This window comes from Stenotrophomonas maltophilia (assembly GCF_047782825.1).
Classification (GTDB): Bacteria; Pseudomonadota; Gammaproteobacteria; order Xanthomonadales; family Xanthomonadaceae; genus Stenotrophomonas.
On sequence record NZ_CP180589.1, the window covers coordinates 3,503,823 to 3,518,422 of the forward strand.

10 protein-coding genes and 2 pseudogenes are annotated in these 14,600 nt (G+C 62.7%); 11 read left to right on the forward strand and 1 reads right to left on the reverse strand.

Annotated features, from left to right (window positions below; genetic code table 11):
* Positions 1–8: 8 nt before the first annotated feature.
* The 9 genes and pseudogenes from ACM2ZB_RS16180 to ACM2ZB_RS16220 all read left to right on the forward strand — a co-directional run bounded on the left by ACM2ZB_RS16180 (position 9) and on the right by ACM2ZB_RS16220 (position 12,404).
* Positions 9–524 (forward strand): cytochrome c oxidase assembly factor Coa1 family protein, encoded by a 516-nt coding sequence (locus ACM2ZB_RS16180; protein ID WP_416056204.1) that lies wholly within the window; start codon positions 9–11, stop codon positions 522–524.
* Positions 525–780: 256 nt separating this feature from the next.
* Complete coding sequence (locus ACM2ZB_RS16185) at positions 781–5,469, forward strand: RHS repeat-associated core domain-containing protein (RefSeq protein WP_416056205.1); 4,689 nt, start codon at positions 781–783, stop codon at positions 5,467–5,469.
* 53 nt (positions 5,470–5,522) lie between these two features.
* Positions 5,523–5,861, forward strand: coding sequence for a hypothetical protein (locus tag ACM2ZB_RS16190; protein ID WP_416056206.1), 339 nt, complete (start codon positions 5,523–5,525; stop codon positions 5,859–5,861).
* Positions 5,862–6,118: 257 nt separating this feature from the next.
* Positions 6,119–6,979: pseudogene (locus ACM2ZB_RS16195) on the forward strand (RHS repeat-associated core domain-containing protein); the annotation flags it as partial.
* Positions 6,980–7,839: 860 nt separating this feature from the next.
* Positions 7,840–8,583 (forward strand): annotated as a pseudogene (locus ACM2ZB_RS16200) (RHS repeat-associated core domain-containing protein); the annotation flags it as partial.
* A 51-nt stretch (positions 8,584–8,634) separates the two neighbouring features.
* Positions 8,635–8,997, forward strand: coding sequence for a hypothetical protein (locus tag ACM2ZB_RS16205; RefSeq protein WP_416056207.1), 363 nt, complete (start codon positions 8,635–8,637; stop codon positions 8,995–8,997).
* 90 nt (positions 8,998–9,087) lie between these two features.
* Entirely contained in the window at positions 9,088–9,417 is a 330-nt protein-coding gene (locus tag ACM2ZB_RS16210; RefSeq protein WP_416056208.1) for a hypothetical protein, read from the forward strand.
* 295 nt (positions 9,418–9,712) lie between these two features.
* Entirely contained in the window at positions 9,713–10,375 is a 663-nt protein-coding gene (locus ACM2ZB_RS16215) for a hypothetical protein (RefSeq protein WP_416056209.1), read from the forward strand.
* A gap of 229 nt (positions 10,376–10,604) precedes the next feature.
* The gene (locus ACM2ZB_RS16220) at positions 10,605–12,404 is read left to right on the forward strand and encodes a DUF885 domain-containing protein (protein ID WP_416056210.1); all 1,800 of its coding nucleotides are present in this window, start codon (positions 10,605–10,607) and stop codon (positions 12,402–12,404) included.
* A gap of 224 nt (positions 12,405–12,628) precedes the next feature.
* Here the strand turns inward: ACM2ZB_RS16220 and ACM2ZB_RS16225 are convergent, their stop codons facing one another.
* Complete coding sequence (locus ACM2ZB_RS16225) at positions 12,629–13,093, reverse strand: hypothetical protein (protein WP_416056211.1); 465 nt, start codon at positions 13,091–13,093, stop codon at positions 12,629–12,631.
* Positions 13,094–13,277: 184 nt separating this feature from the next.
* On the opposite strand from ACM2ZB_RS16225, the gene ACM2ZB_RS16230 reads away from it, so the two are divergent.
* Entirely contained in the window at positions 13,278–13,526 is a 249-nt protein-coding gene (locus ACM2ZB_RS16230) for a hypothetical protein (RefSeq protein ID WP_313436774.1), read from the forward strand.
* Positions 13,527–13,664: 138 nt separating this feature from the next.
* Positions 13,665–14,582: a bestrophin family protein gene (locus ACM2ZB_RS16235; protein WP_416056212.1), complete on the forward strand. Its 918-nt coding sequence runs from the start codon at positions 13,665–13,667 to the stop codon at positions 14,580–14,582.
* Positions 14,583–14,600: the final 18 nt, after the last annotated feature.

Sequence of the window (14,600 nt, forward strand, 5' to 3'; positions counted from 1 at the left end):
GCCCGCCGATGCACCTGCCACCGCCCATCCCCGCCCATCGCCCGAATGCCTCGGGCTGGTGGCGCCGCAACTGGCGCTGGGCGATGCCCCTCTCGGTGCTGCTGTTCCTGGGGGTGATGGGCGGCATGGCGGCCTGGAGCCTGCTGCGCTGGGGTGAGGCGGCACGCGAAAGCGCGCCCATGCGTGAAGCGATGCGGCGCGCCGGCTGCAACATCGAGCTGGTGCAGGTGTTCGGTGAGCCACTGCAGGCCGACGCGATGCCGCTGGGCAGCATGCAGACGGCCATTGACGGCCAACGCAATGTTGGCCTGACCGTCGGCCTGGAAGGGCCGCAGGCACGCGGGCGGTTGTTCGTGCAGGGCACCCGCCGCGACGATGTGTGGGATTACCCGGTGATGTACGTGCTGGGCGCGGACAAGAAGACCTTCGACCTGAGCGAACTGGACGACGCCGAAGCGGCGGATGAGTGCGCACTGCAGGAGTGCCGGGAGCGGGGTGGATGTGGGGTGGCGTTGGCGTTGTGATCCCAACCCGATAGGCCCGCAGGCTTCATCTCTGGCCGGTGATTGGGTGGCTCGTGTCGTTTAGGAATAATCCGAAATTCGACCGACAGCACAGTTCATGCCTTGAACGTGCCGGCTATTTCGGAGATAACTTCGCCCATGCGGCCCAGCCGCGTTACCGGAACAGGGACGGTCCGACGTACAGCGCGCCATGGCGATGCTGGCGTGTGGGTGTTCCTCCGCCGGTGCGACCCCCGCCCAGGAGTGGAGAACAGGGATGTTCAAGCGAATCAAAGCCGAATGGCTGCTGGCACTGTCGTTGGCCCTTCCGGGTCTCGCCGTGGGTGCCAGCGCATGGGCGCAGGAAGTCAAGAAGGAATGGCTGGCGCTTGCACCCGGAAGCATTGCCCGTGCGACCGAAAAGCTCGCGCAGCAGGACGTCGAGAAGCGCTACCAGAATTACCAACAGTATGGACCCTTCAGTTGGGAAGTGCGGGATGTGGCGTCGCTGCCGAACAAGGTCATCTATGACTATGCGATCAAGCCGGCCAAGCTCATCAAGACTGACTGGGTCTATCGCTACGATTTCCAGGATTTCAACTCCCTGGAAGATCTGTCTGCTGCGCTCAAGGCAGAGATCCCCCAGCAACCCTCGTGTCCCGCAACGCAGGTCACAATCGGTGAGCAATGGGATGGCATTCCCGGTGGCGGCCAAGGTGCGGGTGCCGATGGCAGCAACACGGGTGAGCAAGGCGGTGCAACGGTTGCGTTCTACCACCTGAATCCAAACACCAACACCTGTGAACTCGTGACTGGCACGCGCTACCTGCAGCGCCAGCGTGAGGTCAGGTGCCCAAACACCAGCACCACGATCATGACCTGGCAGGCGGCCAAGGGCATGTGTGCCATGCCGCCCATGCTGGATACGGGCACGTTGTCCATGCTTCGCAAGTACGTCAGTACGCCTGTGACAAACAAATGCAAGGTGGGCAATCCCTGCGACCCGACCACCGGTGACAAGAGCCAGCCCGAGCCGGACTTTGATCTGGGCTGGATCGACTTCCGTCGCCATTACCATTCACTGACAAGCACGCCTGGGGGGGCGCTTGGCACCGGCTGGACCCATTCGCACAATCTGCGTCTGACCCTTGGCGTGGACAGCAGTACCTTCCCGCCGGGAACGGAGCTGAAGGTGGGATTGCTGTCCGAGGACGGTACGCAGGGCGCGTTTCCCAACCGTGGCAGCTACTACGAGTCAAACGACGGCAGCGGCGATCGCGTGGTCCAGCAAGGTACGCGCTGGCTGCTCTCTCGAGCGCAGGAACGTATCGTGTTCAATGCCTCCGGCCTGATGGAACGTCGCGAGTTCGAGGACGGCACCTGGCTTGAATATGCCTACGACACGCAGGCGCGACTGGTGGCTGTCTCGCATTCGAGCGGGCGCGAGTTGCAGTTCGAATACAATGTTGCTGAGAACGACTCGCTTATCTCGCGGTTGTCACTGGGCGGCCAGACGCTTGTTTCCTATGGCTACAGTGCAAGGGGCGAGCTGACCACGGCGACCTACGCCGATGGCGGCGTTCGCACCTACCATTACGAAGACACACGGTTTCCTGCGTACCTTACCGGCGTAACCGCCGAGGATGGGCAACGCTACAGTTGGTTTGGCTACGATGCCAAGGGGCGCGTGATCTGCAGTCGTCACTCTGGCGACTGCTCGCAGGGTGGGGTGGGCATTGATGGCGTCCATCTGGAATACACCGCTGCCGGTCCGGTCATCGTGACCGATGCGCTCGGGAAGCAGAGCGAATATGCGCTCACGCCAAGTGGCAGTGACGGTCTGCCACGAAAGGTCAACGGCATCAGCGATTCCACGGGGACAGCCACCCACACCTACCTGTCGGCCAGTCTGGACTTCCGCCGCCGTCTGCAGTCGTCCACAGACAAGCGGGGAACAAGCACGACCTTTGCGTACAACGATGCTGCCGATCCGGTGTACGGTGCCGTGGTCATCACCACCACCACCGAAGCGACCGGCACCCCAGAGGAGCGGATTCGCGAAGTGCGAACGGCTGCAGAAAGCAACAGGATTGTTCAACGCACCGTCGGCAATCAGGAACTGCGGGTCACCCGGAATGCGCGCCTGCAGCCGACCGCAATCACGCTGCGCGATATCGTGAGCGGTGATGTGCGTGTCACTACGCAGACCTATTGCGAATCGGAGGGGCCGGATTGCCCGTTGACCGGCCTGCTGCACAGCGTGGATGGGCCGCGCACGGATGTTTCCGATGTCACGATCCATCGCTACTACGCGCAGGACGATGCGGGCTGTGCAAGCGGTGGTACCTGCAGCTTCCGCAAAGGCGACCTGCGCAGCATCAGCAATGCGCTGGGCCACACCACGGAGACGCTTTCCTACGATACCTTCGGGCGTCCGTTGTCGGTGCGCGATGGCAATGGCGTGGTCACCGACTACGGCTATCACCCGCGCGGTTGGCCAACGTCGGTCACGGTGCGCGGCGCGACCCAGGCCGACGACCGCTCGACCCAGATCAGCTATTGGCCCACTGGCCAGGTGCAACAGGTCACCGAGCCTGACGGCAGCAGCGTCACCTACGTGTACGACGCGGCCCAGCGCCTGACCGATATCGCAGACAGTGCCGGGAACACCATCCACTACACGCTGGACGATGCCGGCAACCGCCTCAACGAGGACACCGTGGATGCGGGTGGCACCCTGCGGCGCACACTGGCGCGGACCTACAACATCCTCGGCCAGTTGACCGCGCTGAAAGATGCGGGCAACCATGCCACCGGCTTCACCTACGACGCCAACGGCAATCCGCAGTCGATCACCGACGCCCTGCAGCGTGTCACCAGCCAGCAATACGATACGCTCAATCGCCTGGCGCTGACTCTGCAGGATGTCGCTGGTGTGGCTGCGGAGATCCGCTCCAGCTACAACGCGCTGGACCAGGTTACCCAGGTGACTGACCCCAAGGGGCTACACACCACCTATGCGTACAACGGCTTCGGCGACCTGACCGCACAGGTCAGCCCGGATAGCGGCAGTACCGGTTTCACCGTGGACAGTGCAGGTAACCGCAAGACCCGCACCGATGCCCGTGGAATTACCGCGACCTACAGCTATGACGCGCTCAATCGTCTGGTGGGCGTGGCTTACCCCGACCCCAACATGGATGTGGGCTATCACTACGACGTGGCCCCGGCGGTGTGTGCAAGCGACGAGCGCTTTGCGAAGGGCCGGTTGTCCGAAGTGCTGCATGACGGTGGGCGCACGGCCTACTGCCATGACCGCTTCGGCCAGGTCACCCGCAAGGTGCAGGCCGTGAACGGCGTCGCCAGTACCTTGCGCTACGCGTACAACAGGTCCGGTCGCCTCGCATCGTTGACCTATCCGGATGGCAGCGTGGCTGACTACGTGCGTGACACGCTGGGTCGCATCAGCCAGATCGGCCTGACCCGGCCAGGGCAGGCTCGGCAGGTAGTGATTGAGGGGGTCACCTACGCAGCCTTCGGCCCAGCCACCGGCTGGACCTACGGCAACGGCCGCCAGTTGCAGCGTCCCCTGGATCTGGACTACCGCCCGCAGGCTGTGCACGACCCGGCTGCCGGTGGCCTGTCCTTGGGCTTTGGCTACGACGCGGTGGGGTCTATCACCGAATTGAAGAATGGCACCGGTACGCTCGTGCAGGCCAAGTACGCGTACGACGCACTGGGTCGCCTGACCCAGACCCAGGACGGTGCAACGGCCACGCCGATCGAAACCTACGGCTATGACGCCACCGGAAATCGCACCTCGCTGACCACTGCGGCGGGTACCTCGACGTACAGCTACCCGGCTGACAGCCATCATCTGGTGGCGGTGGGCGGCGAAGCGCGTGGTCACGATGCTGCAGGCAACACGACCAGCATTGGTGGCAAGGCTTTCACCTACAACGACGCCAATCGCATGAACGCGGTCAAGCTGGGTGGGGCGGTGGCCGAACGCTACGGCTACAACCATCGCGGCGAGCGTGTACTGCGAGCGCCCGAAGGCGGAAATGCCCAGATCACGGTCTACGACGAAGCCGGGCAGTGGCTGGGCAACTACTCGGCAACGGGGCAAGCCCAGCAGCAGGCGATCTGGCTGGACAACTACCCGGTGGCGCTGATCACTGTGGCGGCCACTGGCGTGCCGGAGCTTGCTTACATCCAGCCGGATCACCTGGGCACGCCGCGCGTGGTGATCGACCCGGCACGGGATGTTGCAATCTGGGAGTGGAGCAACAAGAGCGAGGTGTTTGGCGACCAGGCGCCGGCCAATGATCCCGATGGGGATGGTGTGGCGTTCGAGCTGGCATTGCGTTTCCCGGGGCAGCAGGCGACGGATGCGAGTGGGATGTACTACAACTACCAGCGTGAGTATGAACCGGCGGTGGGGCGCTACACGCAGAGTGACCCGATTGGGCTGGATGGAGGGATCAGCACTTATGCCTATGTACAAGGCAATTCTCTGAGCTACGTTGACCCAGAAGGCTTGCAGAGCGTTGGGCCTACGGGAGCGTACATCGGGGGCGAGCCTCGGGCCTCTGACGCATGTATGGACGCGGCAATCCTCGATTCTGCTCTAAATTTGACGCCCGGAGTTGGAACACTCAAAGCATTCACTGAGGGAGCCAATTCTCTGGATTCGGCTTCTGCAGTGATGAGCACGGCCGCAGCGGGGATGGAGGTACATACGCAGAAGGCGGATGCCGCTGCCAATGCGAGGCTTGAGGAGCTTAATCGATGGGGACGGAATCGTAGAGAGCAATCTCAAATTAGAACGGGTATCCAGGCAAATAGGAGTTTGAATACGCTGTTTCGGGTCGTGGGGCGTAACTTGGCTTTGCTAAGCTTGGGCGTCGAAGCTATCAAATTCGCCGGAGCGGCTGAGGAGTGCTGGTGCAAGGTCAAGCAATGAAAAGTACAAGGCGCCGCTTGAATACATGCTTCGTATGGGCCTCGCTCAACTTCATGAGTTTGCTGTCTCCGCCGCTCGTAGGTTGGAGTTTGTACGTTTTTATCATCATTGGGTTGGCGCTGAACGCGGTGGTGGTGTTTCTGGTTTTGAAAGAAGTTGATCCGCTGACAGATGTGGTCAAGCATGAATTGAACGTTGCACTGGCAAGGCGCTGGGTAACTGTCATCGGCGTGGCTGGAACACTGGCTGTTCTTGTGGCTGGAGTCCAGGGCGGGATAGGGAGGCAATCCATTCCATTTATTTTGTGCGGGTACGCGCTGCTTATGATCGTTCCAGGAAAGGTTATGAGTTTGGCTGTCTCGAGAAAAATGGATGAAATTGATGGAAAGTAAATCAAAGCGAATAGTTTCGGCATCGCGAACCGATGCCAAGGCGGGCCTTGCACGCAGGAGGCTTGCTATTCGGAATAAATATTCAGCGAGCGTCGCCTTGACTAGGCGCCAAAAAGTCGCCCAAATGCTGAAGGCTGTCTTTTACATCTTGGGTGGGCCTCTGGTATGGATTCTGAAGTCCGGAAAAGACAGGTGATCTTACGGAGGGTAGTCGTTTGTGATGGGATACCCAGTATTTCAATGGCGCGATCAACGCACAGAAGGATGGCGCTGGCTCAACCGTGTTGGCCACGTATGCCTACGACACGCTGGGCCGCCTGACCCAGACCCAGGACGGTACGACGGGCACGCCGATTGAGACGTATGCGTACGATGCCACTGGCAACCGTACCGCGCTGACCACCGCGGCCGGGGTGGCCAACTACGCCTATCCCGCCAGCAGCCATCGCTTGACTGCAGTGGACGGCGACGCCCGCGGCCATGATGCAGCAGGCAATACCACCAGCATTGGCAGCAAGGCGTTCACCTACAACGACGGCAACCGCATGAACGCGGTGAAGCTGGGTGGGGCGGTGGCCGAACGATACGGCTACAACCATCGCGGCGAGCGCGTACTGCGAGCGCCCGAAGGCGGAAATGCCTAGATCACGGTCTACTACGAAGCCGGGCATTGGCTGGGCAACTACTCGGCAGCGGGGCCAGCCCAGTAGCAGGCGATCTGGCTGGACAACTATCCAGTGGCGCTGATCAATGTGGCTGGTACTGGTGTTCCGGAGCTTGCCTACATCCAGCCCGATCACCTGGGTACGCCGCGTGTGGTGATCGACCCGGTGCGGGATGTTGCGATCTGGGAGTGGAGCAGCAGGAGCGAGGTGTTTGGCGACCAGGCGCCGGCCAATGATCCCGATGGGGATGGTATGGCGTTTGAACTGGCGCTGCGCTTCCCGGGGCAGCAGGCGACGGATGCGAGTGGGATGTTCTACAACTATCAGCGTGAGTATGAACCGGTGGTGGGGCGGTACTCGCAGAGTGATCCGATTGGGTTGATGGGAGGAATAAGTACCTTCGCCTATGCTGCCGGTGGCCCGGTTTCTGGGGTCGATCCGCTTGGATTGCAGCGCTCGGCAGTCAGATATCTCCCTAATGAGGCTGATGCGTCCACGGGAAGTGACGGATACCTTGTTCATCAGTCGGGCTATGTCTATGGACCCGGTGCCTCTGAGATCCCGATTTTGCCCGGTCCGAAGCTCTTGGGTGATGCGCTGATAGTGTCAGCTTTGGTTTCGACGTCTCCTGCTATTTGGAGGGAGCTCTTGGGCCAATTCTCTCAGGGGCAAAGCGACTGCCCGATTCCCGGTACAACTCCCGACGGAACGACAAAAGGAAATACGAGAATCGAGAAGAAGCCCGGCGACTTCGGGACAGCTAATGGGGACTTCGATAGTCAATGGCCGAGCGGAGTTTCAGACAAGGGCGGGGGTATCAGAGTTGGGACGCTGGAGGATGGACGAACCATCATTGTTCGTCCCAACTCGAAAGAAGGTTCTCCTACAATTGAAATTCAGTCTGGAGGAAGGACGCGGGTGAATATTCGCTATGTTAAATAAATTCGAAATCCTATTGAAGCCAATTCCGAACGCTAGCTGCTGCAGTGTTCTGTATGACGACGGCCAAGTGCAAATAGACGGAGGGGTTCGTGGTGGCGAAAGGCTGGTTAGAATCTCTTTTCCGAGTGCTCTGCTTGTACGTATTGCGGATGAGGGACTTCGACTGCAGTTTCTCGAGTGCCTGGGAGAGACCAGGGCAGCCCTCCTGAAGTTCAGTGAAAGTTCGCTCGTCGGTTGGGTGTCGAAGGAGTCCGTATGCACGAAGGGCGATGGTCTGCACCATTTCACTGTGCTCCTGGGTGAGGAGATCATCGATGTCGTCTCAGCTGACGTGCCGGGAGTTGAATTTTTCGACGGTTAAGTATGTACGGACTCCGATCCGAACCTACGGCTATGACATCACCGGTAATCGCACCGCGCTGACCACCTCGGCAGGCACCGCCAGCTACACCTATCCCGCAACCAGTCATCGCTTGACTGCGGTGGATGGCGAAGCGCGCAATCATGACGCAGTGGGCAATACCACCAGCATCGGCAGCAAGGCGTTCGCCTACAGCGATGTCAATCGGATGAACATGGTGAAGCAAGGCAATGCCGTACTTGAAAGCTACGCCTACAACCATCGTGGGGAGCGCGTACTGCGTACCCCTGCTAGTGGCGAAGCGCAGATCACCCTGTATGACGAGGCAGGGCAATGGCTGGGCAACTATTCGGCCGCGGGCCAGGCGCAGCAGCAGGCGATCTGGCTGGACAACTATCCAGTGGCGCTGATCAACGTGCCCGCTGCGGGCGTGCCGAGCTGGCTTACATCCAGCCCGATTATCTGGGCACACCGCGCGTGGTGATCGACCCGGTGCGTGATGTGGCGATCTGGGAGTGGAGCAACAAGAGCGAAGTGTTTGGCAACCAGATCCCGAGTGCCGACCCGGACGGTGATGGTGTGGCGTTCGAAGTGGCGCTGCGCTTCCTAGGCCAGCAGGCGACGGATGCGAGTCGGATGTTCTATAACTACCAGCGGGAGTATGACCCCGATGGTGGGTAGGTGCTCGCAGAGTGACCCGATTGGGCTGGATGGTGGGATTTCGAGCTTTGTATATGCAGCTGGAAACTCCATCGGTTCGGTGCAGTAGCTGCGCCGACTGGCAAAGGATGCGGGTGTCCCTGAGATGAGTGCATACAGACGGTTTCTCCGCGCTTACTACATCATGTCTTTCTGGGCGCTGAGATCGGTTGGCTTTCTGGGAATTGCCGTGAATTTGATAATCCTTTCTTTTGTTATTGTTGATATCTATGGTGATGGCAAAAATTATGGGTACTCGGGTTTGGTTTTCGTGGCCGTGTCTTTGGCTTGGTTTTTTGCCACGTTGAAGATTGGATCTATTGGCCTGGGCCGTCTCCGGCAAAACAGCGAGGTTGATGGCATAGCTGCCATCAACGGCTATCCTGCGCTCAAGATGCGCTCGTGGCATGAAGAGTGCTCTCAGTACAAGACGCTGAATGAAGTCGAGGAGCATCAAGGGGTCGTATGAGCTCGTTTCCATCACTGTCTCGCTGCTTGACCTGCGACTCAAGTGACAATCAATCCTGATGTTGTGAGCGAGTTGACGGCTACGCGAGAGATGAAGGACCGCCTTCCCGTCCGACTGGTGCAGGTGTTCGGTGAGCCACTGCAGGCCGACGCGATGCCGCTGGGCAGCATGCAGACGGCCATTGACGGCCAACGCAATGTTGGCCTGACCGTCGGCCTGGAAGGGCCGCAGGCACGCGGGCGGTTGTTCGTGCAGGGCACCCGCCGCGACGATGTGTGGGATTACCCGGTGATGTACGTGCTGGGCGCGGACAAGAAGACCTTCGACCTGAGCGAACTGGACGACGCCGAAGCGGCGGATGAGTGCGCACTGCAGGAGTGCCGGGAGCGGGGCGGATGTGGGGTGGGGTTGGCGTTGTGACTGAACGACCGGCGGGGCCGAGGCTGTCGTGATCCGCCACAGTTGAATTCACTCTTGCCGGCCGGGACTCGATTCCGTTCGGCATGCCTGGTGCGGGACTGATTGATTCCGACACTACGCGACGCTGATGAGACGGATCTCTATTGGTGCAGCCTTCAATCTTCACTGCTTCGATAGCGTGGATTGATAGTGCGGACGACGTTCCGGATTGCTGGCACAGGCTCCCTCCAATGATTGAGCCGTTGCAGCGCAGATCTGTCTGCAACGACTCACTTCATCCTGGAAGGAGCTCGCAATGCGAACGTATGCAATCAGGAACGTGGTAGCACTGGCAGCGCTTGCGCTGCTTTCGATCACACCCGGCATGGCTGCCGAACCCTTCGTGGAGGTGCTCCCGGACGCACCATTGGCAGGAGCAGAACAACAGCTGCGCAGAGCTGGCGATGATGTGGACTGGGTGCGCCGGGTTCGCGTGAATGAGGTCGCCCTGGCTGCTGATGAGATCACTGTCGATCTCCACGACATGGTTCTTCATCTTGTCCGCGATCCTTCCGAACCCCTGTTCGAGAGCGTCCAGAGTGCGATCTACCGGCCTGCGGGTGACGAAGGTGCACAGCGGGAGGTGCGCTCTATCCCAGGTATGCAGTGGGTAGGCAGGGTGAAGACCGTTTCGCTGGATGTTGAAGGGAAGCCTGGGCCGCCCCCGTACGCGCGAATCTGGTCGGATGCTTCAGGAGCACATGCGAGATTCAGCCACGGGTTCTGGCGTTACGCGCTGGATGGCGATCGACTGGTAAAGCGTGATGTGCGCCGCGCTCTGAAGGACGAGCGTGACGATGTGAGGGACCGGCGACCAGACCGGCCCGCTCCAGACCTTCCCCCAGGAATTGCCGCCGGAGGGAGCGGTGAAGGTCGCGATGTGATCCGGGTGGCGGCGACCGGACCTGCCCGCGGGTGAACATCTGGTCATCTCCGCTCATCCAGCATGAGGGCGTGCCAACGGGCTCCGCTGATCTTCACGATAATGCAAGGGTCCTGCGCGAAACGAAGGGCATCGTAGCCAGCTTCTATCCGGATCCGCCATCGCATGATCCCGATGTCCTCGATGCGGCCGCCATGACCTCCAGCCGATTGTCGCCATCGCCGTGAGCGCGTAAGTTGCGGGCAACCCTTTGCTGGAGTGTTCCATGAAGCCGATCGCGCTTGCCGTTGCCCTGGCCCTGACCGCCGCCCCGTTGCTGTCCGCACCGCCGGCCCTGGCCGCGCCGGCTGCCAAGGCCGCCACGCCCGCCAGCCCGGCCTGGGTCGCCCGCAGCAATGCACTGGCGCAGATCCTGCTGGACGCGCAGGGGCCGTTCCAGCCGGAGGAAACCGGCTTCTTCGGCGTGCCCGGCTATGACGACAAGGTGGCCGACCTCGGCCCCGATAACGGCAAGCGCTACCGCGCAGCAATGGCCAAGGCTCGCGACGAACTGAAGGCGAAGCTGGCCGCCGAGAAGGATCCCAACGTCCGCCAGGACCTGGCGATCATGATCCACGCCGCCGACCAGAACATCGAAGGCAGCACGCTCAACGAGAAGTACCTGCTGCCGTGGAGCGATGCACCGCAGACCGTGTTCAGCGGCCTCAACCTGCTGCTGTCCGACCAGGTGCCGACCGAGCGCCGGGCCAAGGCCGTCGACCGCCTCAAGGCCTATGCAGGCCTGCAGCCGGGCGGCACCGCGTTCACCACGCTGGCGCGCCAGCGCTACGAGGAACGCCTGAAGGACAATACGCTGCTGCAGCCCACGCAGATCGAAGTGCAGCAGTCGCTGGACAACGTCGAGACCTACATCACCGGTATCGAGTCGCTGCTGAAGAAGTACCAGATTGCCGGTGCCGATGAGGCGATGAAAGCCCTGGCCGGGCAGATGAAGGATTACGCCGCCTGGACCCGCAAGGAGGTGCTGCCCAAGGCACGCACCGATGCACGCCTGCCGGCGCCGCTGTACGCGTTCCAGCTGAAGCAGGTCGGCATCGACATCGATCCGAAGCTGCTGATGCAGCGTGCGCAGCTGGAATTCATGGAAACCCGTTCGGCCATGCAGCAGCTGGCACCGCTGGTGGCCAAGGACAAGGGCCTGAAGGTGGCCGACCCGAGCGACCCGGTGGCGGTGATCCGTGCGCTGAAGGCCAACAAGATCGCCAATGACCAGTTGGAAGGCCATTACCGCAAGGTGATCGATGCCATCGATCCGCTCATCCGCGAACACGGCATTGTTGATGTGCCCAAGCGCGCCATGCAGATGCGCCTGGGTTCGGCGGCGGAAAGCGCGGCCAGCCCGGCCCCGCATTTCCTGCCGGCGCCGCTGGTGAACAACACCGGGCAGCAGGGCACCTTCGTGCTGCCGCTGGGCAACCCGGCCGCGGGCGAGGGAGCGCAGTACGATGATTTCAACTTCGGTTCGGCCGCATGGACCCTGAGCGCGCATGAAGGCCGCCCCGGCCACGAACTGCAGTTCACCGCCATGGTCGAGCGCGGCGTGTCGCTGGCACGCACCATGTTCGCGTTCAATTCGGTGAACGTGGAAGGCTGGGCGCTGTACGCCGAGGCCGAGATGGTGCCGTACGAGCCGCTGGACGGGCAGATGATCGCCCTGCAGTTCCGCCTGCTGCGCGCGGCGCGCGCGATGCTCGACCCGATGCTCAACCTGGGCCTGACCGACCGTGCCACCGGCGAGCGCGTGCTGATCGATCAGGTGGGTCTGTCCAAGGCGATGGCCACCCAGGAACTGGACCGCTATACCGTGCGCATGCCCGGCCAGGCGGGCAGCTACTTCTACGGCTACACACGCATCCTGGAACTGCGCATGCAGACCGAACTGGCGCTGGGCGCGAAGTTCGACCGCCTGGCGTTCAACAACTTCCTGCTCGACCAGGGCCTGTTGCCGCCGGACCAGCTGGCCGAAGCGGTGCAGCAGCAGTTCGTGCCGAAGTACAAGCGCTGAACCTCGGGGTCGGATCCCTTTCCGCAGGAAAGGGCTCTGACCCCAGGGGTTACCGGGAAGGACCATCCACGCATGGCGTGGATCTACTGGCCACCCGACCGGTAGCGCCGGGCCATGCCCGGCGAGCGCAGGAGCAAAGCCGCCGATTCGGCCAGGTAGCGCCGGGCCATGCCCGGCGAGTGCCGCGGAAAAGCCGCCGGGCATGGCCCGGCGCTACCCATGCGTCAGCGCTGCGGCTGCGGGGTAATGGTCTGCGTCGGCAGACGTGCCGGCGGTTCGGGGTTGGGCACCCAGATCGCCACGCCGGCCGCGCGCTTCTGCGTGGTCGGAATGCCGATGCCCACGCCGCCGCCCACGTGCGAGCCGTAGCTGCCGGCACCCACCGACATGCCCACCGGCGAGCCGCTGCTGCCCACGCCCATCAGGATCACGCCGTTGGCGCCCAGTGCGGCGGCTTCGCGCTTGAGCCGTGCCACGGCGGCATCGGTCTGGCCCTGCGTGCCGAAGCCCACCGCCGAGGACGATTCCAGCTGGGCGATTTCCAGCGAACCGGCCGGCGGGGTGGAGTAGATCTGCACCTGGGCCGGGTCGATCGGCGCACGCGCGCGACCAAGCATGACCTTGGAGGTGCTGGCACAGCCGGCGGCGGCCAGCATCATGGCCGCCAAGGCGACCCAACGGATGTTCATGGCGTATACCCCTGTAGGACTGTTCGGATCATCGGCCGGGTACTCTGAATCGGCGCCAACACTGGCGCGCGAGCCATCACCGGCATGCTGGCACGGCGCGGGTGAGCGTGTCGCCAACGGCGGTAGGCGGCGGCCACCGGAAGGGCTATGGTTGGGGTCGCAAGCAACCAAGGGGAGCGTGGCAATGGGTGTGATCAGTCTGTTGTGGGGCGTATTGGCACTGCTGTGGATGATCCTGGCCCTCATACCGCTGCTCGGCTGGGGCAACTGGTTCCTGATCCCCTTCGCGGCGGTGGGCGCGGTCATCGCCGCGCTGGGCATCCTGTTCACCCACCCCAGCAAGCGTGGCCGTGCCTGGACCGGGCTGGTCCTGAACGGCATCGTGGTGGTGGTCGGGATCGTCCGCCTGAGCCTGGGCGGTGGTGTGATCTGAGAGGCCTGTTCCGAGTCGCGCCCATGGGTGCGACAGGGCGTCGCAGGCCCACGGCCGCCCCGCGGGCAGGGGAGTACAATGGGCGGCTGCGCGAGCCCCCCGCGTGCCTGTGAACCCGCGCCCGGCGCGGCTGCCCCCATGATCATTCGTTCCCGTCCCCACGGCTGGCAACTGCTGTACATCCTGCGCGGCTCCATCGTGCCGGCCATCGCGCCCAAGGTGCTGGCCATCCTGGTCCTGTCCATCGCGGTGGCCGCGGTGGTGGAGCTGGCCCCGCCTGTCGGCATCGAGCGGGTCTCGGTTACCCCGTTCACCCTGCTCGGCCTGGTCCTGTCGATCTTCCTCAGCTTCCGCAACAGCGCCTGCTACGACCGCTGGTGGGAAGGCCGCAAGCTGTGGGGCCAGCTGATCTACGAATCGCGCTCGCTGGCCCGCCAGGTGCACCTGCTGCTGGCCGACGACAGCGGCCGCCGCCGCCGCATCGCCTATCTGACCACTGCCTTTGCTCACGCCCTGGCTGCCCGCCTGCGCGGCCGCATCGTCGCCCTGGTCGCCCTGCCGTGGCTGGACAAGGCCCAGCGCGAGCAGCTGGCCGAGCGCGAGAACGTGCCCGATGCGCTGCTGGCGATGATCGCCGCCGAACTGGCCCAGGCGCTGCGCAGCGGCGAACTGGAGCCGATCCTCTACACCCAGCTGGAAGACCGCCTGCACGCGATGTCCTCCATCCAGGCCGGCTGCGAGCGCATCCTCGCCACGCCGCTGCCGTTCGCCTACACCCTGCTGCTGCACCGCTGCGCGTGGATGTTCTGCGTGCTGCTGCCGTTCGGCCTGGCCAGTTCGCTCGGCTGGGGCACGCCGGTGCTGTCGGCGGTGCTGGCCTATGCCTTCTTCGGCCTGGACCAGCTGGGCGAGGAAATGGAAGAACCCTTCGGCCTGGAACCCAACGACCTGCCGCTGGACGCGATGGTGCGCACGATCGAAATCGACCAGCTCGACGCGCTGGGCGAACGCCCCCTGCCCGAACCCCTGCTGCCGCAGGGCTACCTGTTGCAATAGCCACTCCTCGGAGCCTGC

Bases quoted from the DNA above. Each gene is read 5' to 3' on its own strand.
- ACM2ZB_RS16185 (WP_416056205.1), top strand. From the start codon at position 781: ATGTTCAAGCGAATCAAAGCCGAATGGCTGCTGGCACTGTCGTTGGCC.
- ACM2ZB_RS16210 (WP_416056208.1), top strand. From the start codon at position 9,088: ATGAAGGACCGCCTTCCCGTCCGACTGGTGCAGGTGTTCGGTGAGCCA.
- ACM2ZB_RS16225 (WP_416056211.1), bottom strand. From the start codon at position 13,093: ATGAACATCCGTTGGGTCGCCTTGGCGGCCATGATGCTGGCCGCCGCC.
- ACM2ZB_RS16215 (WP_416056209.1), top strand. From the start codon at position 9,713: ATGCGAACGTATGCAATCAGGAACGTGGTAGCACTGGCAGCGCTTGCG.
- ACM2ZB_RS16180 (WP_416056204.1), top strand. From the start codon at position 9: ATGCACCTGCCACCGCCCATCCCCGCCCATCGCCCGAATGCCTCGGGC.
- ACM2ZB_RS16190 (WP_416056206.1), top strand. From the start codon at position 5,523: ATGAGTTTGCTGTCTCCGCCGCTCGTAGGTTGGAGTTTGTACGTTTTT.
- ACM2ZB_RS16220 (WP_416056210.1), top strand. From the start codon at position 10,605: ATGAAGCCGATCGCGCTTGCCGTTGCCCTGGCCCTGACCGCCGCCCCG.
- ACM2ZB_RS16235 (WP_416056212.1), top strand. From the start codon at position 13,665: ATGATCATTCGTTCCCGTCCCCACGGCTGGCAACTGCTGTACATCCTG.
- ACM2ZB_RS16230 (WP_313436774.1), top strand. From the start codon at position 13,278: ATGGGTGTGATCAGTCTGTTGTGGGGCGTATTGGCACTGCTGTGGATG.
- ACM2ZB_RS16205 (WP_416056207.1), top strand. From the start codon at position 8,635: ATGAGTGCATACAGACGGTTTCTCCGCGCTTACTACATCATGTCTTTC.